General features: G+C 65.2%; 18 protein-coding genes. 8 read left to right on the forward strand and 10 right to left on the reverse strand.

Annotation, left to right across the window (positions count from 1 at the left end; translation table 11 throughout):
• Positions 1–197 precede the first annotated feature (197 nt).
• From W930_RS0112005 to purU, 3 genes are all read left to right on the forward strand, one after another.
• Positions 198–2,687: an FAD-dependent oxidoreductase gene (locus tag W930_RS0112005; protein WP_023597734.1), complete on the forward strand. Its 2,490-nt coding sequence runs from the start codon at positions 198–200 to the stop codon at positions 2,685–2,687.
• 221 nt (positions 2,688–2,908) lie between these two features.
• Positions 2,909–3,760, forward strand: coding sequence for an NUDIX hydrolase family protein (locus W930_RS0112010; protein ID WP_023597733.1), 852 nt, complete (start codon positions 2,909–2,911; stop codon positions 3,758–3,760).
• 127 nt (positions 3,761–3,887) lie between these two features.
• Positions 3,888–4,760 carry a formyltetrahydrofolate deformylase gene (purU, locus tag W930_RS0112015; protein WP_023597732.1) on the forward strand — a complete coding sequence of 291 codons (873 nt, stop codon included), beginning with the start codon at positions 3,888–3,890 and terminating at the stop codon, positions 4,758–4,760.
• Between the two features lie 85 nt (positions 4,761–4,845).
• Here the strand turns inward: purU and W930_RS0112020 are convergent, their stop codons facing one another.
• The 6 genes from W930_RS0112020 to W930_RS0112045 all read right to left on the reverse strand — a co-directional run bounded on the left by W930_RS0112020 (position 4,846) and on the right by W930_RS0112045 (position 12,229).
• Positions 4,846–6,222, reverse strand: a complete 1,377-nt coding sequence (locus W930_RS0112020) for an MFS transporter (protein WP_080685123.1) — start codon at positions 6,220–6,222, stop codon at positions 4,846–4,848.
• 230 nt (positions 6,223–6,452) lie between these two features.
• Positions 6,453–6,875: a DUF488 domain-containing protein gene (locus W930_RS0112025; RefSeq protein WP_023873003.1), complete on the reverse strand. Its 423-nt coding sequence runs from the start codon at positions 6,873–6,875 to the stop codon at positions 6,453–6,455.
• A 97-nt stretch (positions 6,876–6,972) separates the two neighbouring features.
• A complete protein-coding gene (locus W930_RS0112030) occupies positions 6,973–8,106 on the reverse strand; it encodes a 2-aminoethylphosphonate--pyruvate transaminase (protein ID WP_023873004.1) in 1,134 nt (377 codons plus the stop codon).
• Positions 8,107–8,240: 134 nt separating this feature from the next.
• Positions 8,241–10,034, reverse strand: a complete 1,794-nt coding sequence (locus tag W930_RS0112035) for a putative 2-aminoethylphosphonate ABC transporter permease subunit (RefSeq protein ID WP_080685120.1) — start codon at positions 10,032–10,034, stop codon at positions 8,241–8,243.
• A gap of 7 nt (positions 10,035–10,041) precedes the next feature.
• On the reverse strand, positions 10,042–11,124 hold the full coding sequence (locus W930_RS0112040) for a putative 2-aminoethylphosphonate ABC transporter ATP-binding protein (RefSeq protein WP_023597727.1): 1,083 nt from the start codon (positions 11,122–11,124) through the stop codon (positions 10,042–10,044).
• Between the two features lie 64 nt (positions 11,125–11,188).
• Complete coding sequence (locus tag W930_RS0112045) at positions 11,189–12,229, reverse strand: putative 2-aminoethylphosphonate ABC transporter substrate-binding protein (RefSeq protein ID WP_023597726.1); 1,041 nt, start codon at positions 12,227–12,229, stop codon at positions 11,189–11,191.
• 381 nt (positions 12,230–12,610) lie between these two features.
• Here W930_RS0112045 and W930_RS0112050 point away from each other — a divergent pair, with 381 nt between their 5' ends.
• The 5 genes from W930_RS0112050 to W930_RS0112070 all read left to right on the forward strand — a co-directional run bounded on the left by W930_RS0112050 (position 12,611) and on the right by W930_RS0112070 (position 18,881).
• Entirely contained in the window at positions 12,611–13,327 is a 717-nt protein-coding gene (locus tag W930_RS0112050) for a phosphonate utilization associated transcriptional regulator (protein WP_023597725.1), read from the forward strand.
• Positions 13,328–13,441: 114 nt separating this feature from the next.
• Entirely contained in the window at positions 13,442–14,695 is a 1,254-nt protein-coding gene (gene phnA, locus W930_RS0112055; RefSeq protein ID WP_023597724.1) for a phosphonoacetate hydrolase, read from the forward strand.
• A 113-nt stretch (positions 14,696–14,808) separates the two neighbouring features.
• Positions 14,809–16,263 (forward strand): phosphonoacetaldehyde dehydrogenase, encoded by a 1,455-nt coding sequence (phnY, locus tag W930_RS0112060; protein ID WP_023597723.1) that lies wholly within the window; start codon positions 14,809–14,811, stop codon positions 16,261–16,263.
• Positions 16,264–16,579: 316 nt separating this feature from the next.
• Positions 16,580–18,373, forward strand: a complete 1,794-nt coding sequence (locus W930_RS27170; RefSeq protein WP_023597722.1) for a Na/Pi cotransporter family protein — start codon at positions 16,580–16,582, stop codon at positions 18,371–18,373.
• On the forward strand, positions 18,333–18,881 hold the full coding sequence (locus W930_RS0112070) for a phosphonate degradation HD-domain oxygenase (protein WP_028731019.1): 549 nt from the start codon (positions 18,333–18,335) through the stop codon (positions 18,879–18,881). The genes W930_RS27170 and W930_RS0112070 overlap by 41 nt, the downstream gene beginning before the upstream one ends.
• A 34-nt stretch (positions 18,882–18,915) precedes the next feature.
• On the opposite strand, the gene W930_RS27175 is transcribed toward W930_RS0112070, so the two are convergent.
• From W930_RS27175 to W930_RS0112090, 4 genes are all read right to left on the reverse strand, one after another.
• Positions 18,916–19,911, reverse strand: coding sequence for a hypothetical protein (locus tag W930_RS27175; protein ID WP_145929422.1), 996 nt, complete (start codon positions 19,909–19,911; stop codon positions 18,916–18,918).
• A 238-nt stretch (positions 19,912–20,149) separates the two neighbouring features.
• On the reverse strand, positions 20,150–20,548 hold the full coding sequence (locus tag W930_RS0112080) for a RidA family protein (RefSeq protein ID WP_023597719.1): 399 nt from the start codon (positions 20,546–20,548) through the stop codon (positions 20,150–20,152).
• Positions 20,545–21,525: a threo-3-hydroxy-L-aspartate ammonia-lyase gene (locus W930_RS0112085; RefSeq protein ID WP_023873009.1), complete on the reverse strand. Its 981-nt coding sequence runs from the start codon at positions 21,523–21,525 to the stop codon at positions 20,545–20,547. The genes W930_RS0112080 and W930_RS0112085 overlap by 4 nt, the downstream gene beginning before the upstream one ends.
• Positions 21,522–22,199, reverse strand: coding sequence for a transcriptional regulator (locus W930_RS0112090; protein WP_023873010.1), 678 nt, complete (start codon positions 22,197–22,199; stop codon positions 21,522–21,524). The genes W930_RS0112085 and W930_RS0112090 overlap by 4 nt, the downstream gene beginning before the upstream one ends.
• Between the last annotated feature and the right edge of the window lie 138 nt (positions 22,200–22,337).

Consider the following 22,337-nt stretch of genomic DNA (forward strand, 5'->3'; position numbering starts at 1 on the left):
GGTCCGGGGCGCCTGGCCACAGGTCGATTCCGGTGTTGATGTCACGGCAATGTCGATGCATGCGATGTTGCATTGCTTGTCGTTATTTTGCAAATTATTGCAAATGGCGCTCACTTTGCGTAATCTCGCGTCATCGCACACGACATCGCCCGTGACGCGATCGCCGGATCGACGCGGGCCAACCCGGGAGCCTCCCCATGACTTCAGCATTGCCCACGCACGCGCGCGTCGTCATCGTCGGCGGCGGCATCGTCGGCTGTTCCGTCGCCTATCACCTGGCAAAACTTGGCTGGGCGGACGTCGTCCTGCTCGAGCAGGGGCAGTTGTCCTGCGGCACGACGTGGCATGCGGCGGGGCTGGTCGGCCAGCTGCGTTCGCAGGAGAGCATGACGAAGCTCATTCGCTACTCCACGAAGCTCTACAGCGAGCTCGAAGCGCAGACGGGGTTGGGCACCGGCTGGAAGGCGTGCGGCTCGCTGTCGGTGGCGCGCACGCGGGAGCGCATGACGCAGCTCAAGCGAACGGCGGCCGTGGCGCGCGCCTATGGCGTGCAATGCGATGTGATCTCCGCGCGCGAGGCGGGCGAACTCTGGCCGGTGATGCGCACCGACGACCTGATCGGGGCGGTCTGGTTGCCGGGCGACGGCAAGGCGAATCCGACCGATCTCACGCAGGCGCTCGCGCGCGGAGCACGCCAACGAGGCGTGCGCATTGCGGAGAACACGCGAATCACCGACATCCACACGGCATCGCCCAACGGCGTGCGCACGGCGACGGGCGTGTCGTGGCGCAACAAGGCGGGCGAGACCGGCCGCATCGACGCGGACATTGTCGTGAACTGCGCGGGGCAATGGGCGAAGGCGGTCGGCCGCATGTGCGGCGTGACCGTGCCGCTGCATTCGGCCGAGCACTATTACATTGTCACGGAGCCCATCCCGGGCGTGCATACCGATCTGCCGGTCATGCGCGATCCCGACGGCTACATCTATTTCAAGGAAGAGGTCGGCGGGCTGGTGATGGGCGGCTTCGAGCCGAACGCCAAGCCGTGGGGCATGAACGGCATTCCGGAGAATTTCGAGTTCCAGTTGCTGCCCGACGACTGGGACCAGTTCGAGATCCTGATGGAGAACGCGCTGATGCGGGTGCCGGCGCTCGAGACCGCACAGATACGCCAGTTCTACAACGGGCCGGAATCGTTCACGCCGGACAACAACTTCATCCTCGGCGAAGCGCCGGAGCTGCGCAATTTCTACGTAGGCGCGGGCTTCAACTCAATGGGTATCGCGTCGGCGGGCGGCGCCGGCATGGCGCTCGCCGAGTGGATCGTGGCCGGGGAGCCGACGATGGATCTCTGGCCCGTGGACATTCGCCGCTTTGCGCGCTTCAACGGCAACGACACCTGGCTCCACGATCGCGTGAAGGAGACGCTCGGGCTGCACTACGCCATGCCGTGGCCGAACCGTGAACTCGATACCGCACGGCCGTTCCGGCGTTCCGCGCTCTACGCCACGCTGCTGGCCAAGGGCGCGTGCTTCGGCAGCAAGATGGGCTGGGAACGGCCCAACTTCTTCGCGCCGACGCCCGCGCAGGCACGCATCGACTACAGCTTCGGCCAGCAGAACTGGCATGCCTGGAGCGGCGCCGAACATCGTGCGTGCCGCGAAGCCGTGGCGCTGTTCGACATGAGTTCGTTCTCGAAGCTGCTCATCAAGGGGCGCGACGCGGAGGCCGTACTGCAAGCCTTGTGCGCCAACGATGTCGCCGTGCCGCCAGGCCGCACCGTCTATACCGCCATGCTCAACGAGCGCGGCGGCTACGAATCGGACTTCACCCTCACGCGCCTCGCGCAGGACCAGTACCTGATGGTGACCGGTTCGGCGCAGACCACGCGCGACATGGATTATCTCGAGCGACGCATCGCGAGCCTGCCGGGCGACGCGCGCTGCACCGTGGTCGACGTCACGGGACAGTATGCGGTCCTGGCGTTGATGGGGCCGAACTCGCGCGCGCTGTTGCAGCAAGTCTCCAGGGCCGATTTTTCCAATGAGGCATTTCCGTTCGGCACGAGCCGCGAGATCGACCTTGGCTATGCAACCGTGCGTGCGACGCGCCTGACCTACGTCGGTGAACTGGGATGGGAGCTGTATGTGCCGGTCGAGTTCGCCGTGGGGGTGTATGAGACGCTGCACGCGGCAGGCGGGGCGCTGGGGCTCAAGGACGCGGGCTACTTCGCGATCGAATCGCTGCGTATCGAGAAGGGATATCGCGCGTGGGGCCGCGAGCTCACGCCGGACACCAATCCCGTCGAGGCCGGGCTGACGTTCGCGTGCAAGCTGGCGAGCGGGCACCCGTTCATCGGACGTACCGCCGTCGAACAGGCCCGCGCGAACGGCGTGCACCGTCGACTCGTGAGCGTGGTGCTCGACGGCGCTCAAGACAAGATGCTGTGGGGCGGTGAAGCCGTGTTGCGCGACGGCCGGCCAGTCGGCTCGATCAGTTCGGCAGCCTACGGTCACACCGTGGACGCGCCCGTGGGGCTGGCATTCGTGACGAATTCCGACGAGGCGGTAAGCGCGGCGTATGTCGGGACGGGCCGCTATCAGGTCGATCTGGCCGGCGAACTGATCGACGCAAGGGTGCAACTGCGCCCGCTGTACGATCCCGCGGGCGAGCGCGTCAAGGCCTGAGCCCTTGCGTTCGCCGCGCAGTGGCCCCGGGGCGGGCCTGGCGGTAGCGACGATGGCGGCCGTGGCAGGATCGTCCCGCACGTCCGGCATCGGGACCATGGCGCCGCCTTCGCGTCCCGGGAAATCGCTGCCACGGGCGTACTCGCCGCCGCTTCTGTAAAATGCCGCTTTTGCCTCGATTTCGCGTGCCTCGGATGGGGGCCGCGTCCGGTCTCTGACGTATGTCTTTTGCTTGTATTGCGGCGGCGCGCCGCTTCGACGACAGGGCACATCTGCCGCTCGTGATCGGTTCGCAGCGTTATGGCTGGGTACGCCGTAGCGATGTCGAGTCGTTGTGCCGCTGGCCCGACGTCTTTGAGATCAGTTCGCTCGCGGTGCGTATCCATCCGCGCCACGACACGTGCGAAGCCCGCACGGCGGCCCTCGCTCCGGTGGTCGAGACGCTGGCTGCCGAGGGGCGCATTACCGGCTGGCGCAATGAGCGCTACGCGATTCGCCAGCGGCTGTACGACGCCCCGCTGGCGTGGATCGAGCGGGCGGCATCGCGCTTTTTCGGCACGCGCACGTTCGCCGTGCACGTGAACGGCTTCGTGCCGGCGCGCTTCGTCGGCGAAGCGCCGAAGATGTGGATTGCACGGCGCAGCGTCCTCAAGGCGACCGACCCCGGTTGTCTCGACAATGCGGCGGCGGGCGGTATCGGCAACGGCATCGGCGTGGGCGACACGCTCGTGAAGGAGTGCTGGGAAGAAGCGGGCATTCCGGCGCATCTCGCCAACGAGGCGCGGCCGGGCCGCACGCTGCACATCCTCGCGGAAATCCCCGAGGGCGTGCAGTCCGAGCAGATCTTCGTCTACGATCTCGCGCTGCCGCGCGGCTTCGTGCCCGTGAATCAGGACGGCGAGGCGAGCGCGCATTGGCTGTGTTCGGCCGGCGACGTGCGCGACGTGATCGCGCGGGGCAAGATGACCGTCGATGCGAGCCTCGCGAGCCTGGACTTCCTGCTTCGCGAGGGCGCCATTCGCGTAAAGGACTGCCCCGGGATCGAGGCGTTGTTCAAGCCGGCGGAAGAATAGCGCGCGATCGCGCGACTCCGGCTTCGCGCATTGGCGCGGCGCACGCCACGAGGGCGGTCCACCGGCCGCCGAACCTACAGAATTTCAACACTGCAACGACATTGCAAGCCTTTGCCCAGGAGCAATCATGGCACCGATCGAAAATAGCTACATTCTGAAGTTGTCCTGTCCGGACCGTCCCGGCATCGTCCACACGGTGGCCGGTTTCCTGGTCGAGCGCGGCGGCAACATCCTCGACTCGGCCCAGTTCAACGATCGCTTCACCGGCGGCTTCTTCATGCGCGTGCATTTCCAGCAGCTCCCGGGCCAGACCGATCTCGCCTCGCTGCAACGCGACTTCGCGCCGCTCGCCGAGCAGTTCGAAATGCAATGGGAGCTGGTCGATGCCGCCATCAAGCCGCGCGTGCTGCTCATGGTCTCGAAGATCGGCCACTGCCTGAACGATCTGCTGTTCCGTTACAAGACCGGTCAGCTCAACATCGAAATCCCGGCGATCGTCTCGAATCACAAGGATTTCTACCAACTCGCCGCGAGCTACAACATTCCGTTCCACCATCTGCCGCTGATGAACGCCACCCCGGAATCGAAGGCGGCGCAGGAGGCGAAGGTGTTCGAGCTCGTGGAGGAGAACAACGTGGACCTCGTGGTGCTCGCCCGGTACATGCAGGTGCTCTCGAGCGATCTGTGCAAGAAGCTCGCCGGCCGCGCGATCAACATCCATCACTCGTTCCTGCCGAGCTTCAAGGGCGCGAAGCCCTATTACCAGGCCTTCGATCGCGGCGTGAAGCTGATCGGGGCCACGGCGCATTACGTTACGTCCGACCTCGACGAAGGTCCGATCATCGAGCAGGAAGTGGAGCGTGTGGACCACACCATGGACCCCGAGCAACTGACCGCCATCGGCCGCGACGTGGAATGCGTGGCGCTGGCGCGCGCGGTCCGGTATCACGCCGAGCACCGCATTCTGCTCAACGGGCACAAGACGGTGATCTTCCGCTGAGCCTCGCGAAGCGCGCGCACGAGCCACGAAAACGAAACGCCCGGGACGTCATGTCCCGGGCGTTCTGGTTTTGGGCCGTGCGCGTTCAGCGGGCGTTGCGTTGCGCGAGTTCGTTGCCGGCGTCGCGTTCGAGCCGGGCGATCGACACCGTCGAGCTGATCGCGACGAACCCCACGACGAGGAATGCCCAGGGGAAGTCGACGTTCGTCACGTGATCGCGCCCGTGCAGCCAGGACGACGTTTGCAGTACGGCCGCGCCGATGGTAATGCCGAGGGTCAGCGAGACCTGCTGGGCGACGCTGGCCAGACTTGTCGCCTGACTCATCCGGTTCGCCGGAACGTCGGCGTAGGAGATGGCGTTCAGGCTGGTGAACTGCAACGAACGGAAGCAGCCGCCGAACAGCAGCGTGCCGAGAATCACCAGGTGCGACGTCTGCGCGGTGAACAGGCCGTAGGCGCTGATGGTGGCCGATGCGATCAGCGCATTGATCATGAGCACGCGCCGGAAGCCCCAGCGTCGAAGGATTCGCAGCGAGAGCGTCTTCATGAACATGGCGCCCGCGGCCGAGATGAACGTTAGCGCGCCGGACTCCATGGGCGTCATGCCGAAACCCAGTTGCAGCATCAGCGGCAGCAGGAACGGGGTGGCGCCCACCCCGATGCGGAACAACGTGCCGCCGGCCACGCCCGCGCGGAAGGTGGGAATGCGGAACAGGTCGAGCCGCAGCAGCGGATGCGTCAGGCCTCTTGCATGACGCAGATACCCCAGGATCAGACCGGCGCCCAGCGCGACGAGGCCCAGCGCAAGCGGTGTGGGAATCAGGTGCCGACCGATGGTGGAGAGGCCGAGCATCAGGATGGACAGGCCGAGACCCGACAGCACGAAACCCTTGACGTCCAGCGGCGGCAGGTCTTCCTCGTAGAGATCGGGAATGTACTTGGTGGCGAGAACGAAGCCGAGTACGCCGATGGGGATATTGATGAAGAAAATCCAGCGCCAGTGCCAGAACGTGGTGATGAAGCCGCCCAGCGGTGGCCCGAGCACGGGGCCGACCAGCGCGGGGATCGTGAGGTAATTGAGCGCGCGCACCATGTCGCGCTTTTCCACGGACTTGAGCAGGGCGAGGCGTCCTACCGGCACCATCATGGCGCCGCCCATGCCTTGCATGAAGCGCGCGATCACGAGCTCCGGCAAGTTCGTGGAAATGCCGCAGCAGATCGAGCTGAGAACGAACACGCCGATGGCGGTGCGAAAGACGTTGCGCGTGCCGAAGCGATCGGCGATCCAGCCGCTCACCGGAATGAAGACGGCCAGGCTGATGAGGTACGTCGTGAGCGCGAGCTTGAGCGTGATCGGGCTCTCGCCGAAATCCCTCGCGATCAACGGCAACGAGGTGGACAACACGGTGGAATCCATGTTCTCCATGAAGAGCGCGCAGGCAACGATAAGAGGAACGAGCATGAGACACGGCGCGGCCATCGCGACAGCGCGAAAAAACGCATGGACAGGGGCATGAGGCGCCGACGGCGCACACAGCCTTATAGCAAACTTCCCGACCGCCCGCCGGGCTTGTCCGTCGATCCAGGTGCCACGCGGGGTTGCAACGACGTCGCGCGACGCCGCCGCGTTTCAGTCGGCGGAATACCGTGTCGCGGCCCGATACGGCGTTTCGTAGCGCGAGACGCGATCGGTCACCTTGTCTCGAGGAAGTCGCGCAGGACGTCGAGGTGCGTGTGCGTATGGGTGTCGTGCTCGACGAGCCGGTGGGCCGCCGTCAGCAGCGTCACCGGCCCCGCTTTCACGCGCGTGCGCAGTTCGGCCAACGTGTCGTTGCGTTCGGCATCGAGAGCGGCGAGTTCGTGCAGATAACGTTCGCGGAACGCGTCGAACTGTTCCGGGTGTTCGTGGAACCACTTGCGAAGTTCCGTGGAGGGCGTGACATCCTTGGCCCAGAAGTCGATTTGCGCGTTGGCCTTGGCAAGCCCGCGCGGCCACAGACGATCGGCCAGGACGCGCTGTCCGTCGTCGGGCCCGGGGGCGTCGTACGCGCGCTTGAAGCGAATGTCGGCACGTTTGGCGCGGCCGCTGGCGCCAGGGGTTTTCGGCGATGGCATGCGGATCACCTCGGAAAGGGCGCGCACGCGCGCGCGACATCCCCAAGCTTACCGGAGGCCCCCGGCCGCGTCGATGGACGAAGCCGGGGGCGCGGCCTCACGCCGCGCGCGTGAGCGGTGCGACCTGACGGATCCCAAGCGATGCCAGCGATTGCGCGATCGCCGTCACGACGTTGCGCATCTCGTTTTCGTCGATGGCACCGATACAGCCGACGCGGAATGTTTCGAGCTGCGTGAGTTTGCCCGGATACAGGATATAGCCGCGTTCGCGTACCGCGGCGTAGAACGCCTTGAAGTCGTACTTGCTGTCGGCCGGCGCGTGGAACGTGACGATGACCGGTGCCTGCACTTCGGGCGCGAGGAAGGGGCGAAAGCCCAGCGTGGCCATGCCCTCGACGAGCGTTCGGCAGTTCTTGCGATAGCGCTCGCCGCGCACCGGCTGGCCGCCTTCGGCGAGGAACTGATCGACGGCGGCGCGTAGAGCGGCGACCACGTGCGTAGGCGGCGTGAAGCGCCACTGCGTGGTCTTCCGCATGTAGACGTACTGATCGTGCAGATCCATCGCGAGCGAGTGGCTGTTGCCGGCGCTCGCTTCGAGCACCGAGCGCTTCGCGATCACGAAGCCCATGCCCGGCACGCCTTCGAGGCATTTGCCGCTTGCCGCGACGAGGGCGTCGAACGGCATCGAGCGAGCGTCGATCTCCACGGCGCCGAACGAACTCATGGCGTCGACGATGAGCCCCCTGCCGTGCTTCTCGCACACGCGCGCGATATCGGCGAGCGGGTTGAGCACGCCCGCGCCGGTTTCGAGGTGCACCTGGGCCACGTGCGTGATCGACGGATCGCGCGTCAGCGCGTCATCGATGGCGGCGGCGCTTGCCGCCGCGTCCTCGGGAATGGGCAGGGCAATCGCGTCGCGCCCCAGATAGCGGCAGATCTTGAGAATGCGCTGACAGTACGCGCCATTGTCCGGCACGAGGATCCGTGCGCCGCGCGGCGTGAGCGTACCGATGGCCGCCTCGACGGAGAATGTCCCGGAGCCTTGCAGCGGCACGCAGACATAGTCGTCGCCACCGTGCACGACATCCACGAGGTCGCCGCACAGCGACGCCGTGATGCGGTTGAACTGGGCGTCCCACGAACCCCAGTCGCGCAGCATGGCCTGTCGGGTGGCCGGCGACGTGGTGAGCGGGCCGGGGGTGAGCAGAATCGGTTCCTGACCGAGAATCATGACCGCCTCCTATCAAGCGGGAAAACAAGCGAGAGAAGTAACAGCGTCGTCGACATGCGGTGCTGCGACGGCCCCGGAAGCTGCGGACACAGTGCCGGGTCCCGATACGTGAAACCTCGTGTTTGCGGCGAACCTCAATGACCTTTTCCGACCATGCCCGACGGCCGCCGCCATGCCTGCGTGTAGCGCTCCACCACGATCTGCACGCCGTGGTAGAGCAGGCAGGCCAGCATGGACGTGAGCACGACGAGCGTGGCCATGGCGGCGGCCGGGCCGATCGAGCCGGTCTCGTCCATGTTCACGATGGCCACCGAGGCGAGCGACGTGTCGGCGGAGTAAAGGAACACCACGGCGGACACCGTCGTCATCGCGTTGACGAAGAGATACCGGCTGATGTCGATGATGGACGGCAGGCAAATGGGGGCGGACACGCGCCAGAACGTCCGGTAGAACGGCACCTTGAGTGACGCCGACACGTATTCGAATTCTGGATCGATCTGCTTGAGGGCGGTCACGGCGGTGAGATGGCTCGACGAGTAGTAGTGCACCACGTTGACGATCACCAGGATGGCCAGCGTGCCGTAAAGGCCATGCAGCGGGTTGGATGCCGGAACGAAGAAGAAGATGTAGCCCAGGCCGAGCACGAGGCCGGGCACGCCCATCGGCAATACGGCCATCATGCGGATCAGGCCGCGCACCCATGGCATGCCGCGCGTCTTCTCGAGCAGGTAGGCGATGACGAAGATGGCCGCCGTGCCCCACACCGCGCACCAGAATGCCATCTGCACGCTGTTCATGTAGGCGTCGAACGCGCCGCTCTCGATCAGGCCGAACCGGTAATGTCCGAGCGACAGGCTGAAGTTGTACGGCCAGAACTTCACGAACGACGCGTACACCGCCATGCCCAGAATCGCGAGCATGATCGCCGCCATCGACCAGCACAGCACGGCCATGAGCGCATCGAAGCGGCGCGACGGCTTGGGCGTGTAAGGCACGGCCCGCGCCGAGAGCAGTGCCTGCTGCTTGCGTTGCACCACCGAGTCGACGAGGTACGTGATGCCGACCGGCACGAGCAGCACCAGGCCCACCACCGCGCCCTTCGAGAAATCCTGCTGGCCGATCACGAGCTTGTAGATGTCCGTGGCGAGCACGTTGAAGTCCCCGCCGATGACCTTGGGAATGCCGAAGTCGGAAATTGCATAAGTGAAGACGATCATCGCCGCGCTGATCACGCCATACTTCGCACCTGGCAGCGTGATCGTGAGAAAGCGCCGTACCATTGGCGTGCCGAGCGCGTCGGCCGCTTCGTACAGACGCGCGTCGGTGAGCGACAGCGCCGTGATCAGGATCATGAGCGCATGTGGAAAGGTGGCGTTCACGAGCGACATCACGATGCCCAGCGGACCGTAGATGTCCACGGCGCCCATGAACGGCCGCAGCACCCCCTGGTTGCCGAACCAGAAGATGAACGAGATCGCGGGCAGCAGCGTCGGGCCGAGAATCGGGATCAGGGCGATGTTGCGCAACAGCGACTTGCCGCGAATGCAACTGCGCGTGAGCGCGTACGCGAAGAGAAATGCGAGCGGCACGGTGATGCACGTCGTCACCAGGGAAACCCACACGCTGTTCCAGATCGAGCCGAGCAGGGCGGGGGAATGGAAGTATTCCCGGAAGTGCCGCAGTCCGACGAAATGCCCGTCGTTGTCCTGCACGCTCTTGACGAGAATCGCCGCCATCGGCGCGAGCAGGAACAGCACGCCCGCGGCCGCCGCGACGAGCAACAGCGCGTGGGCCAGGCGATCGGTCCAGTGCGACGCTAGCCGCACCGATCGTGCGCTAGCCGTCGGGTGGTGATCCAGGCGACCGGGGCGGTCGTCGGCCGGGTGCGCCGACGGTGCGCTGCGCAATGTGGAAGGTACGGAGCTCATCGTGGCTTCACCCCTGGCGGAAGACGCGCACGGCGGCGCTCGGCACGGCAAAGCGCAGCGCGCCTCCCGTGGCCGGTTGCAGGGCCTGCATGTCGGCAGGCGAGAGGTCGGCGTAGAGCGGGTGCTCGCACGCGTGCATGCGCAGCGTCACGCGCGAGAAGGCGCCGAGAAACTCGATCTTCTCGACTGCGCCGTCGAAGACGTTGGCGCCGTCGTCAAGGCCGTCGAGATCGCGCACGCGGACATCCTCCGGTCGGAAGAACACGCGAATGTCCTCGCCGCTGCGGCAGCCGTTGAGCGTGCCGCAGGTGAGTTCGTACTGCCCGACGTGCACGCGCCCCGCATCGCCGAGCCGGGCCGGCAGGATATTGGTCTTGCCGACGAAGTCGGCCACGAACGGCGTGGCCGGGTGCTGGTAGATCTCGCCGGGGGTGCCCACCTGCTCGATCACGCCTTGGTTCATGACCACGATGCGGTCGGCCATCGACAAGGCTTCTTCCTGGTCGTGGGTCACGAGAATCGTGGTGATGCCGAGCCGTTGCTGCAACGCGCGGATCTCGCCGCGCAGACGCACGCGCACCCGCGCGTCGAGCGCGGAGAGCGGTTCGTCGAGCAGTAACAGGCCGGGCGACGTGGCGAGTGCCCGCGCAATGGCGATGCGTTGCTGCTGGCCGCCGGAGAGCTGTCCGGGGAACTTGTCGCCGGCGTCCGGCAGGCCGACCATCGCTAGCAGCTCGGCCACGCGGGCGTCGCGCTCGGCGCGCGCGACGCGCCGGTTCGTAAGCCCGTAAGCCACGTTCTGCGCGACGCTCAGGTTGGGAAACAGCGCGTACGACTGGAAGACGATGCCGTAATCGCGCTGCATCGGCGGCAGCGTCGAGATGTCGCGGCCGTTTTGCGACAGCGTTCCCTGCGTCTGGGCCTCCAGGCCCGCGATGATGCGCAGCAGCGTTGTCTTGCCGCAGCCCGACGGGCCGAGGAAACACAACATTTCGCCACGCCGCACGCTGAGGTGGATGTCGTGCAGCACCACCGTGTGCTCGAAACGTTTGTGGATGCCGGCGAGGTGCAAATACGTGTCGTCGCTCATTCGGGGGACCTCCTGCAGGGTTCGCAATGTCCGATGGGCCAAGTGTCCGGCGCGTTCGCCGCGCTTATTTCTTCTCGGACTTCGCGCCGTAGCGCTTCTGCCATTCGGCGAGCACCGACTCGCGCTGCTTCGCGATCTCCGTGAAATCGTTCTTCACGAGCATGTCGGGGTAGTTCGCCGGAATGGTGTCGAACTTCTTTGCAACCCCCGGATAGGCGACGATGGCCCAGTCCTTCGCATACATCTCGTTGGCTTCCTTGCTGGCGAGCCAGTCCATGTACCGCTTGGCGGCGTCGAGCTTCCTGGTGGTCTTCACAATGCCGGCCGCCTCGATGTCGTAACCCAGCCCTTCCTTGGGGAACACGAGATCGATCGGTGCGCCCGCGGCCTTGGTGCGATGCGCGTTGAACTCGAACGAGATGCCGATCGGGTATTCGCCGGCGCCCGCGTCCCGGCACGGTTTCGAGCCCGAGTGCGTGTACTTGACGATGTTCTTGTCGAGCGCATCCATGTACTTCCAGCCGCCTTCCTTGCCGAACATCTGCAGCCACGCCGTCACGTCGAGGAAGCCGGTGCCCGACGTGGCCGGATTGGGCATCACGATCATGCCCTTGTAAATCGGCTTGGCCAGGTCTTCCCACGAGGTCGGTTTCGGGAGGTTGCGCTTGGCCGCCTCCACCGTGTTGAAGCACACGGTGGCGCCCCACACGTCCAGCCCGATCCACGAAGGCGGTGTTGCCTTGTCGCTATAGGCGCGCGTGAGCCGATCGAAACCCTTCGGCGTGTACGGCGTGAGCAAGCCTTCCTGCTTGATCAGCTCGAGACTCGAGGCCGCGAGTCCGGCGATCACGTCGGCCTGCGGGTTGGCTTTCTCGGCGAGTACCTTGGCGGTGACCACGCCGGTGGAGTCGCGCACGTATTTGATATCGATATCGGGATTCGCTTTCTGGAACGCCTCGGCATACGGGCGCATGACTTCGACTTCCCAGGCCGTATAGACGGTCAGCGTGGTCTTGGCGAGCGCCTGACCGGCCTGCGCGGCGCAGACGAGTCCGGCGGCAAGCGAGGCGGCTACGCGCATGGCATGGCGCAACGTTTGGTTCATGGATGGCTCCTGTGGGTCGCGAATCCAGATCGCGTGAGTGAGTCGGTCAACGCCCTCTTTTGGGGGGTTGTGTTGCATATTATTGGCAAATTATGTCTTTTTATTGAAACCCGATGCGTTTGTCATCTGTTCGTCAAATACCTCCAATAGTATGGAAATCATTGATTCAGATAGGGTTTCGTCGTTGCCTGAACCGACTCACCCCGACGTTGTTGCGAAATTTGCCTGCAATGTCGGATGTGTTTTGTTGACAATCTACAAATTGCTGTGCTTGAATGTCAACAACAAAAATAATCACGTGATGCCACAAATTGCAACAGTGTCGGCAACACGGGATCGCATGAGTGCCCAGCGCGGAATTCAGAGAAAAGGAAGACCGGTATGACCCCGAAGCCCACCTCGCCCACGGCGATCGAGCTACTGCAAAGCCAGTCGCTCACCACGCTCGTTCAGCACGAGATCGAGCGTCAGATCATGGCGGGCACGCTCACGCCCGGCACCAAGCTCAACGAAATCGAGGTGGCCGGGCGGCTGGGCGTGTCACGGGGACCGGTGCGTGAAGCGTTTCGCGCTCTGGAAGAAGCCGGATTGCTGCGCACCGAGAAGAATCGCGGCGTGTTCGTGCGCGTGATCTCCCTGGAAGAGGCCGAGGAGATCTACGCGCTGCGCGGTGTGCTGGACGAACACGTGGCGCGCACGCTGGCCGAGACGATCACGTCGGAGCAGCTCACGCAGTTGCGCGAATCCGTCGAGGCGATGCATCGCGCGGTGGAGGCGGGCGACAGCGAAGGGTACTACCGGTTGAACCTGGCGTTTCACGACGCGCTGGTGGCGATGGTCGGCAATCGCAAGTTGCTCGAGACCTACCGCCGCCTGGTCAAGGAGCTGAGCCTGTTCCGTCACGAGGCGCTGACGGCGGACACGTCCGCGCCGCCGAAGTCGGAGCGCGAACACCGCGACATCGTGAGCGCCATTGCCTCACGCGACCCCGAGCGCGCGGCGCAGGTCACTCGCGAGCACCTCTCGCGCGGCCGCGCCCGCATTCGCGAAGCCCTGGCGCGCGCGCCGGGAAGCGGTACGCAGGCGAAAGCCGGCTGATCGCGCCCGCGACATCGACGTACCGATTGTGTTGAATAACCGGTCGCCGGCCGGTCGTCGCCCCCAACGACGACGCCTGCGGCAGTCACCCAGTTGCCCTTGAGGAGATCCGACGTGACCCAGCCCGAACAGATTCAAGTGAACGGCCGCCAGTACCGGCTGCCGCAACAGCCGACCGTCATCGTGTGTGTCGACGGCTGCCAGTTCGAATATCTCGAAGCGGCCGCGGCCGCGGGTGTTGCGCCGTATCTCGCGCATCTGCTCAAGGAAGGCGCCGTTTTTCAGGGCGACTGCGTGGTGCCGTCGTTCACGAACCCGAACAACCTGTCGATCGTGACGGGTGCGCCGCCTGCCGTGCACGGTATCTGCGGCAACTACTTCTTCGATCCGGCCGCCGACGGTGGGCGCGGTGCCGAGGTCATGATGAATGACCCGGCCTACCTGCGCGCGGGCACCGTGCTGGCCGCCGCCGCTGACGCCGGCGCCAGCGTGGCCGTGGTGACGGCCAAGGACAAGCTGCGCAAGCTGCTCGGGTATCGCATGAAGGGCGTCTGCTTCTCCTCGGAGAAAGCCGACCAGGTCACGCTCGCCGAGAATGGCATCGACGACGTGCTCGGCCTGGTGGGCATGCCGGTGCCGGACGTCTACAGCGCCGAGCTCTCGGAGTTCGTGTTCGCGGCGGGCGTGCGCCTGCTGGAGACGCGCCGGATCGACCTGATGTATCTCTCGACGACCGACTACGTACAACACAAGTGGGCGCCGGGCACGCAGGGCGCGAACGCGTTCTACGCCATGATGGACAAGTACCTGCGTCGCATGGACGAACTGGGCGCGGTGATCGGTCTGACGGCCGATCACGGGATGAACGCCAAGCACGATCCGACGACCGGGCAACCCAATGTCGTCTACCTGCAGGATCTGCTCGACGACTGGCTGGGCAAGGGCGTGGAGGCGGGGGGCGCGCGCGTGATCCTGCCGATCACGGATCCCTATGTGGTGCATCACGGCGCGCTTGGCTCGTACGCCACGATCTACCTGCCGGCTGACGTCGATCGCGATGCCATTCGCGCGCGCATCGCCTCGCTGCCCGGCATGGACGTCGTGCTGACCAATGCCGAGGCGTGCGCGCGCTTCGAACTGCCGCCCGATCGCGTGGGCGACCTCGTGGTCGTGAGCGATCAGTCGGTCGTGCTCGGCACGAGCGCGAGCCGTCACGACCTGACCGGACTGACCGTGCCGCTGCGCTCGCACGGCGGCATCTCGGAACAGACGGTGCCCCTGCTCTTCAATCGCAAGACCGAAGGCATCCCGGGCAAGGCGCGCCTGCGCAACTTCGACATTCTCGACGTGGCGCTGAATCACGTCTGAAGCGCGACCGATGCCACATTCGAACGATTCCTGATGAGAACCAACGGCGCGCAAACCCCGTTATGGTTGCGCGGCCGGGCCCCTGTCCAGTTGGATACGCTGTGGAGAACCCCATGAACGCGCCGCACAAGCTGCACCCCGAATTCCGCGCCGAAGCGCTTCGCATCGGCGGCGAGAAAGTGACCCGCGAACGGATCATCGAAGTCTTCAATCCTTACTCGGGCGACCTCGTCGGCACCGTGCCGAAAGCGTCGCTCGACGACGTGCGTCGCGCATTCTCGATCGCCAGGCAGTTCCGCTCCACCCTCACGCGCTTCGAGCGCGCGAACATCCTCGAAAAGGCTGCCGCGCTGCTGCGCGAGCGCACCACGCAGGCGGCCGCCATCATCACGATGGAGTCGGGGTTGTGCCAAAAGGACGCCATCTACGAAATCGGCCGTGTGGCCGACGTGCTCGGCTTCGCCGCCGGCGAGGCGCTCAAGGACGATGGGCAGGCGTTTTCGTGCGATCTCACGCCGCACGGCAAAAAGCGTCGCGTGGTCACGCAGCGTGAGCCGCTGCTGGGCGCGATCTCGGCGATCACGCCATTCAATCACCCCATGAATCAGGTGGCCCACAAGGTGGCGCCGTCGATCGCGACCAATAACCGCATGGTGCTCAAGCCTTCCGAGAAGGTGCCGCTCTCGGCGTACTACCTGGCCGACACGCTCTACGAGGCGGGACTGCCGCCGGAGATGCTGCAGGTGATCACGGGCGATCCGATGGAGATCGCCGATGAGCTGATCACCAACGAGAACATCGACCTGATCACGTTCACGGGCGGCGTGTCGATCGGCAAGTACATCGCGTCGAAGGCGGGGTATCGACGCATCGTGCTGGAGCTCGGCGGCAACGACCCGCTGATCGTCATGGAAGACGCCGATCTCGATCGTGCCTCCGATCTCGCGGTGCAAGGCTCGTACAAGAACTCCGGCCAACGCTGCACGGCGGTCAAGCGCATGCTCGTGCATCAGGACATCGCCGCCCGGTTCACCGAGCTGGTGGTGGAGAAGACCCGCGCATGGAAGTACGGCGATCCGGCCGACGGTAACAACGACATGGGTACGGTCATCGACGAAGCCGCGGCCCGCCTGTTCGAGGCGCGCGTAAACGAGGCCGTCGCCCAGGGCGCGCGGTTGCTGGTGGGGAATCGCCGCGACGGCGCGTTGTACTCGCCGACCGTCATCGATCGTGTCGATCCGAAAATGACCGTGGTGCGCGAAGAGACGTTCGGCCCGGTCTCGCCGATCATCACGTTCGGCAGCATCGACGAGGCCATCGCCATCTCCAACGGCACGGCCTTCGGCTTGTCCTCGGGCGTGTGCACGAACCGGCTCGACTACGTGACGCGCTTTACCAACGACCTGCAGGTCGGCACCGTGAATGTCTGGGAAGTGCCCGGCTACCGTATCGAACTGACGCCGTTCGGCGGCATCAAGGATTCGGGGCTGGGCTACAAGGAGGGCGTGCAGGAGGCGATGAAGAGCTTCACCAACACCAAGACCTTCACGTTGCCCTGGGGGATTTGAACCCGCCACGGAAGGCGATGGGCGCAGGGAAAACGGGGGTGTCCGGAAGACCGGTCACCCGTCTGTCCCCCTTACGCAACAAGGGTTGGCAGAATCGAGCCGAAAATTGTGACAATTTGATGACACGATTGTTGCAGTGATCGATTTGGTGTACGGTGTACCGATTGGGGATACGCATGACGCGTGAACTTCATACGCATCCCGACGCCAGTGATGGACTGACGCGGGATGCCGGTTTGGCAAACCAGTGGGCGCGTCATGTCGGCGGCGCAGGACGTCGCCAGTCCCGTCGACAAGAAGATCACGGAACACTGGCATGCTGACACTACTCAACCTCCTTTCCGGCGTGGCGATGCTGATTTGGGGTACGCATATCGTGCGTACCGGCGTGCTGCGCGTCTACGGCGCCGATCTGCGGCGCATTCTTTCGCACAGCATTTCCAACCGTTTCCTTGCCTTCGCGGCCGGCGTGCTCGTCACGGGTCTCGTGCAGAGCAGCAACGCCACGGCGTTGATCGTGTCGTCGTTCGGCGCGCAGGGGCTCATTGCACTGGCGCCGGCGTTGTCGATCATGCTGGGGGCCGACGTCGGGACGGCGCTCATGGCGCGGGTGCTGACGTTCGACCTGCACTGGCTTTCGCCGTTATTGATCTTCTTCGGCGTCATCTTTTTTCTGTCGCGCAAGCAGACGCGCGCTGGCCAGCTCGGGCGCGTGTCGATCGGGCTCGGTCTGATCATTCTCGCGTTGCAACTGATCGTGGCGGCGACCACGCCGATGACCGAAGCCGCGGGTGTGAAGGTGTTGTTCGGCTCGCTCACGGGCGACGTGATGCTCGATACGCTGATCGGCGCGCTCTTTGCGATGGTGTCGTATTCGAGTCTGGCGGCGGTGCTGCTCACGGCAACGCTGGCGTCATCGGGGGTGATTTCGCTCAAGGTCGCGCTGTGTCTGGTGATCGGCGCGAATCTGGGCAGCGGCATGCTGGCCATGCTCACCTCGGCGGGGCAGAACGCCGCGGGCCGTCGCGTGGTGTTCGGCAGCCTCATCTTCAAGTTGATCGGTTGCGTGCTGGTGCTGCCGTTCATCGACTATGCGCCGCATCTCGTGGACTGGATCTCCGACGCGCCCGCGCAAGCCGTCGTCAATTTCCACGTGTTGTACAACCTGATTCGCTGCGTGGTGTTTCTCGCGTTCACCGAACCGATGGCACGGCTTTGCGAGCGCCTGCTCGCCGAAAAGCCCGAGGCCGACGGTGTCACGCGCGCGCGCCATCTGGACGAGAGTGCGCTGGAGATGCCGTCGCTCGCGCTCGCCAATGCCACACGCGAAACGTTGCGCATGGGCGACATCGTCGAGCAGATGCTCAACGGCCTGCTCGACGTGATTCGCAGCAACGACGTGGTGCGCGCCAGAGAGACGCGACGTCTGGACGACGACGTCGACCATCTTTATACCGCGGTGAAGATGTATCTGACGCGCGTGTCGCGCGAGAACCTGAGCGAGCAGGACAGCCGCCGCTGGACCGACATCATTTCGCTCACGATCAACCTGGAACATGCCGGCGACATCATCGAGCGCATGGTGACCGAGGTCGAGGAGAAGAAGATCTCGCACAAGCTGTCGTTCTCCGAGGCGGGCCTGCAGGAGATCTGCGACATGCATGCGCGACTGGTGACCAACCTCCAACTGGGCCTGTCGGTGTTTCTGAATACCGACCTCAAGAGCGCGCAGCGCCTGATGGCGGAAAAGGAGAGCTTCCGCGATCTCGAGCGTGCCTATTCGTACACGCACCTGAATCGTCTGGCGGGGCAGTCGGTGCAGAGCATCGAGACGAGTTCGCTGCATCTGGACATCATCAGCGACATGAAGCGTCTCAATTCGCTGTTCTGCTCCACGGCCTATCCGGTGCTCGACGACGCGGGCGCGCTTCGCAAGAGCCGCATGCGCGACAAGCCGAAGGATACGACCAAGCCGCCCAAGGAAACGAAGGCCTCCAAGCTGGCGGCGCTCGCCGATGTCGCGACGGCAGCCGCTCCCGGATCTCGCGACGACAACGAGAGTTCACACGATGGCCCTGAGCCTGCCGGACATCCGCACCCTGTTCGATAACTTCGGTTCGCTCGCCTACAGCGGCGAGCCCGTCACCCAACTGGAACATGCGCTGCAATGCGGCGCGCTTGCCGAAAGCGAGGGCGCCGACGAGGCGCTCGTCGCGGCCAGCTTTCTCCATGACCTCGGCCATCTGCTCAACCTCCAGGGCGAAACGCCCACCGAGCGCGGCATCGACGATCTGCACCAGTATTACGCCCTGCCTTTCCTGCGGCCGCTGTTCGGCGATGCCGTGCTCGATCCGATTCGTCTGCACGTGGACGCCAAGCGATGCCTGTGTGCCATCGATGCGGCGTATCTCGGCCAATTGTCGGAGGACTCCGTGCGCAGCCTGGCATTGCAGGGCGGGGTGTTCAGTGACGAGCAGGCGCGCGCGTTCCTGGCGCGCGAGCATGCCGATGCGGCGTTACGCCTGCGCCGATGGGACGATCGTGCCAAGGTGGCCGGTCTTGTCACGCCGTCGCTCGATCACTTCATGGCGGTGCTCACGCGTGTGACGTTGCAGTAGCGGCGCAGTCGCGCGGCGAGACGGCGCAGGCCGGTCAGCGCGGCAGACGCGCCCGCCACGCTGTGGGCAGCAGGCGCAGCACCGCGCCGCGCGACGGTTTCCAGAACACGGAAAGCAACAGCAGCCCGCCGCCGACCACGACGGCGACCAGCGGCAGCGACATTGGCGCGAGGTCGTAAGACCGTCCCGGAAGATCGCCGCCGACCGGCGAAGGCGTGACCATCAGGCGCAGCATCGCGCTCATGACATACAACAGCGACGAGAGCATCAGCGCGCGACGATCGATCGCGAGCGACACGGAGGTGAGCACAAGGAACACGGCGATCACGGCGCCCGGGTGATGTGGGGCGAGCATCCAGAAGATCGGGTGGGTGACCATGCAGGCGGCGAGCAGATGGAGCCAGAAGGCGACATCCGAGCGGATCGTGATGCGCTGCGGATCCTGCGCGTCCCAGCGCAGCGCCCAGATGAAGATCGCGAGGCCGGCCACGATGTTGGCGACAAGCAACCCGCCGACGGCCTGCGCATCGAGCACGAGCGCATGTGCCCACGCAACGATCACCACGCCGGCCAGGCCCATGGCGATGACGGCCGGAACGCGGAACCGCCACCAGTACAGGGCGGCAGCGAGGAGTGTGCACACGGCGGTGGCGGCAAGCGTCCACACGCTCATCGAGGCCCGGACCGTCTCGCTGCCCTGGTGCAGCAGCGACGCGTTGCCGAAACCGAGCAATGCGGCGGTGCTCACGAAACTGAAGGCGAAGCACAACGCGGGCAAGGCCATGCGACGACGGCGCACGAAGATCTCGGAGAGGCCCCACGTGATGGCCGTTGCGATCAGCATCTGCAGCCAGGAGGGGAGCCCCCCGGTCAGGAACACGGTGCCGAACGAGAGCAGCCACGCTGCGATCACGACGAAGATGTCGTTGAAGCTGGTGACAAGCCGCAACGGTTCGTCGTCGACACGTTGCGGCGTCGGTGGGTACGACGCGGGGGACGGCTGGGCGGCGGAGGTGTCGGGTGGGGTCATGATGAGCGGCTTTTGGGCTGATCGGAGTGCCGGCGAGGCGGTCACTGGGGTATCCGTGAGACGGATCTTCGCAGATAAATATCCCGCCCGTTGCATGCCGTTGCCGTGATTTGTGAGATGGCTTGCGCGCGGGCGGCGCCGTCTCCCAAACGGCGGGCGTTTTGCGACGACCTTGCCCGCGGTCGGCGCGCTTCACGCCCATCTTTCAGCCGACCTTCAGTCGAGCCTCAGTCGAGCCTCAGCCGGCCAATGCCGTCGCCTCGATCTCGATGGCCACGCCGTGACTGAGCGCGGGCACGGGAACGACGGCCCGGGCGGGCTTTGCGCTGCCGGCCCACGCGGCGTAGACCTCGTTGAAAGCGCCCCAGTCGTCCACGTTGGTGATGTACACGCGCACCTGCACGAGACGGCTCACGCTCGTGCCGCACGCGTTGAGGATCGTCGCCACGTTCTCCAGTGCCTGCTGCGCCTGCGCGGCAAAGGGGGCCCCGACCAGGCGTTCGCCGTCGGGGGTGATCGGCAACTGTCCCGACACGAACACGAAGCCACCCGCGCAAACGCCGTGCGAATAGTGTCCGCGGGGCGGTTGCAGCGTGGGAACGTTGATCGGCTCGATGCCGCGTTCGCGCGTGCTCATGCGGCCTCCCCGAGCGTGAGTTTCGCGAAGCGCGCCATGTCGACATTGCCACCCGACAGGAGGATGCCCACACGCTTGCCCCGCACGTCGATCTTCTCTTGCAGCACCGCGGCCGCCGCGAGGCAGCCGGTGGGTTCGACGACGATCTTCATGCGACTGGCGAAGAACTGCATCGTCTGCACGAGTTCGTCGTCGGTCACGGTCAGGATGTCGTCGACCAGCGAGCGGATCACGGGAAAAGTGAGTGCGCCGAGATGCTGCGTTTGCGCGCCGTCGGCGATCGTTCGCGGCGTGTCGATGTGCACGATGGCGCCGCTTCGGAAACTTTGCTGACCGTCGTTGCCCGCTTCGGGCTCCACCCCGTAGATTTCGATGTTCGGATTGAGCGCCCGCGCGGCGATCGCGCTGCCCGAGAGCAGCCCGCCGCCGCCGAGGCAGACCACCAGCGTGTCGAGCTCGCCGGCATCTTCGATCAGCTCCTTGGTCGCCGTGCCCTGGCCGGCCATCACATGCGGATGGTCGTAGGGGGGGATCAGCGTCATGCCGCGCTCGCTCGCCAGGCGCTTCGACAAGGCTTCGCGATCTTCCTGATAGCGGTCGTACAGGATCACTTCCGCCCCGTAGCCGCGCGTGGCGTCGATCTTCATCTGCGGCGCATCCTGCGGCATCAGGATGACGGCCGGCACGCCGAGCTCCCGCGCGGACAGGGCGATGGCCTGTGCATGATTGCCCGACGAGAACGCCAGCACGCCGGCCCGCTTCTGCTCGGCGGTGAATTGCGAAATCGCGTTGTAGGCGCCGCGGAACTTGAAGGCGCCCATGCGCTGGAAGTTCTCCGCCTTGAAGAACAGGCTGGCGCCGGTCATGGCATCGGCCGTGCGCGAGGTGAGGACGGGCGTACGATGGGCGGCTTCGCGAATCCGATCGTGAGCGGCAACGACGTCGCCGTAGGTGATCGCCAGCGGGGTGGGGGTCATGATGCGCCTTTCGGGTCGGTGAGGTAGGTGTACACGGTCGATCGCGCCACGCCGAGCGTACGCGCGACTTCCGCATGCGCATGACGCAGATCGAGCAGCCCACGCGCTTCGAGGAGACGGATCGCCTCGCGGCGTTGCGACAGCGTGAGGCCCGGGGGTGTCGTGTTGCGCTGGGCCGCGAAATCGGTAATCAGTGGGGCGATGTCGTCGAGCCGGCGAGTGGCGAGCGTCTCGCGCACCGGCGCGGGCGTTTGCGCCGATACGCTGACCAGTTGCTGAACGCTGGCCGCCGCGGCGGCGAGCATGGAAATGTCCATGTTCAGGCAAATCGCGCCGACGTACTCGCCACGACTGTTCTTCAGCCCAATGGACGTGCTCTTGGCCGGACGTCCGTCCGGAAACCGGTTCGCGTAGTTGGCGATGACTTCGGGGAACGCCGGATCGGCAATCCGCGCGAGGCCCATTTCGGTGACGGCGTCACCGGGTTGGCGACCCGACAGATTGTTGGCGATGGCCACGACCGCGTTGTCCGGATCGGTCAGGTCGTGCAGCACTACCTCGACGAGCGGCGCGAACGTCTGCCCGAGCGCCTCGACGATCTTGCGTCCCTCGCGCAGCAGCAGCGCGTTTTCGTCGAGCTTGCCCGTGCCGACGGCGGATTTGGTGGATTTCATGATTTGACATTATGTCACTGGGTGACGAAATGTCAAATTCCGGTCGGAAAAACGCCCGTGGACCGTCCTGACCCGCTGTCGGCGCAATCGCGAGATTGCGCAAGGCGCCAAGGGGGCGGGCGACGCACGGGCGTTCGT

Source organism: Pandoraea sp. E26 (genome assembly GCF_000681415.1).
GTDB lineage: Bacteria > Pseudomonadota > Gammaproteobacteria > Burkholderiales > Burkholderiaceae > Pandoraea > Pandoraea pnomenusa.

Bases quoted from the DNA above. Each gene is read 5' to 3' on its own strand.
- W930_RS0112045 (WP_023597726.1), bottom strand. From the start codon at position 12,229: ATGAACCAAACGTTGCGCCATGCCATGCGCGTAGCCGCCTCGCTTGCC.
- W930_RS0112070 (WP_028731019.1), top strand. From the start codon at position 18,333: ATGGCCCTGAGCCTGCCGGACATCCGCACCCTGTTCGATAACTTCGGT.
- W930_RS0112025 (WP_023873003.1), bottom strand. From the start codon at position 6,875: ATGCCATCGCCGAAAACCCCTGGCGCCAGCGGCCGCGCCAAACGTGCC.
- W930_RS0112090 (WP_023873010.1), bottom strand. From the start codon at position 22,199: ATGAAATCCACCAAATCCGCCGTCGGCACGGGCAAGCTCGACGAAAAC.
- W930_RS0112010 (WP_023597733.1), top strand. From the start codon at position 2,909: ATGTCTTTTGCTTGTATTGCGGCGGCGCGCCGCTTCGACGACAGGGCA.
- purU (WP_023597732.1), top strand. From the start codon at position 3,888: ATGGCACCGATCGAAAATAGCTACATTCTGAAGTTGTCCTGTCCGGAC.
- W930_RS0112085 (WP_023873009.1), bottom strand. From the start codon at position 21,525: ATGACCCCCACCCCGCTGGCGATCACCTACGGCGACGTCGTTGCCGCT.
- W930_RS0112030 (WP_023873004.1), bottom strand. From the start codon at position 8,106: ATGATTCTCGGTCAGGAACCGATTCTGCTCACCCCCGGCCCGCTCACC.
- W930_RS27175 (WP_145929422.1), bottom strand. From the start codon at position 19,911: ATGACCCCACCCGACACCTCCGCCGCCCAGCCGTCCCCCGCGTCGTAC.
- W930_RS0112080 (WP_023597719.1), bottom strand. From the start codon at position 20,548: ATGAGCACGCGCGAACGCGGCATCGAGCCGATCAACGTTCCCACGCTG.
- W930_RS27170 (WP_023597722.1), top strand. From the start codon at position 16,580: ATGCTGACACTACTCAACCTCCTTTCCGGCGTGGCGATGCTGATTTGG.
- W930_RS0112035 (WP_080685120.1), bottom strand. From the start codon at position 10,034: ATGAGCTCCGTACCTTCCACATTGCGCAGCGCACCGTCGGCGCACCCG.
- W930_RS0112005 (WP_023597734.1), top strand. From the start codon at position 198: ATGACTTCAGCATTGCCCACGCACGCGCGCGTCGTCATCGTCGGCGGC.
- W930_RS0112050 (WP_023597725.1), top strand. From the start codon at position 12,611: ATGACCCCGAAGCCCACCTCGCCCACGGCGATCGAGCTACTGCAAAGC.
- phnY (WP_023597723.1), top strand. From the start codon at position 14,809: ATGAACGCGCCGCACAAGCTGCACCCCGAATTCCGCGCCGAAGCGCTT.
- W930_RS0112020 (WP_080685123.1), bottom strand. From the start codon at position 6,222: ATGCTCGTTCCTCTTATCGTTGCCTGCGCGCTCTTCATGGAGAACATG.
- W930_RS0112040 (WP_023597727.1), bottom strand. From the start codon at position 11,124: ATGAGCGACGACACGTATTTGCACCTCGCCGGCATCCACAAACGTTTC.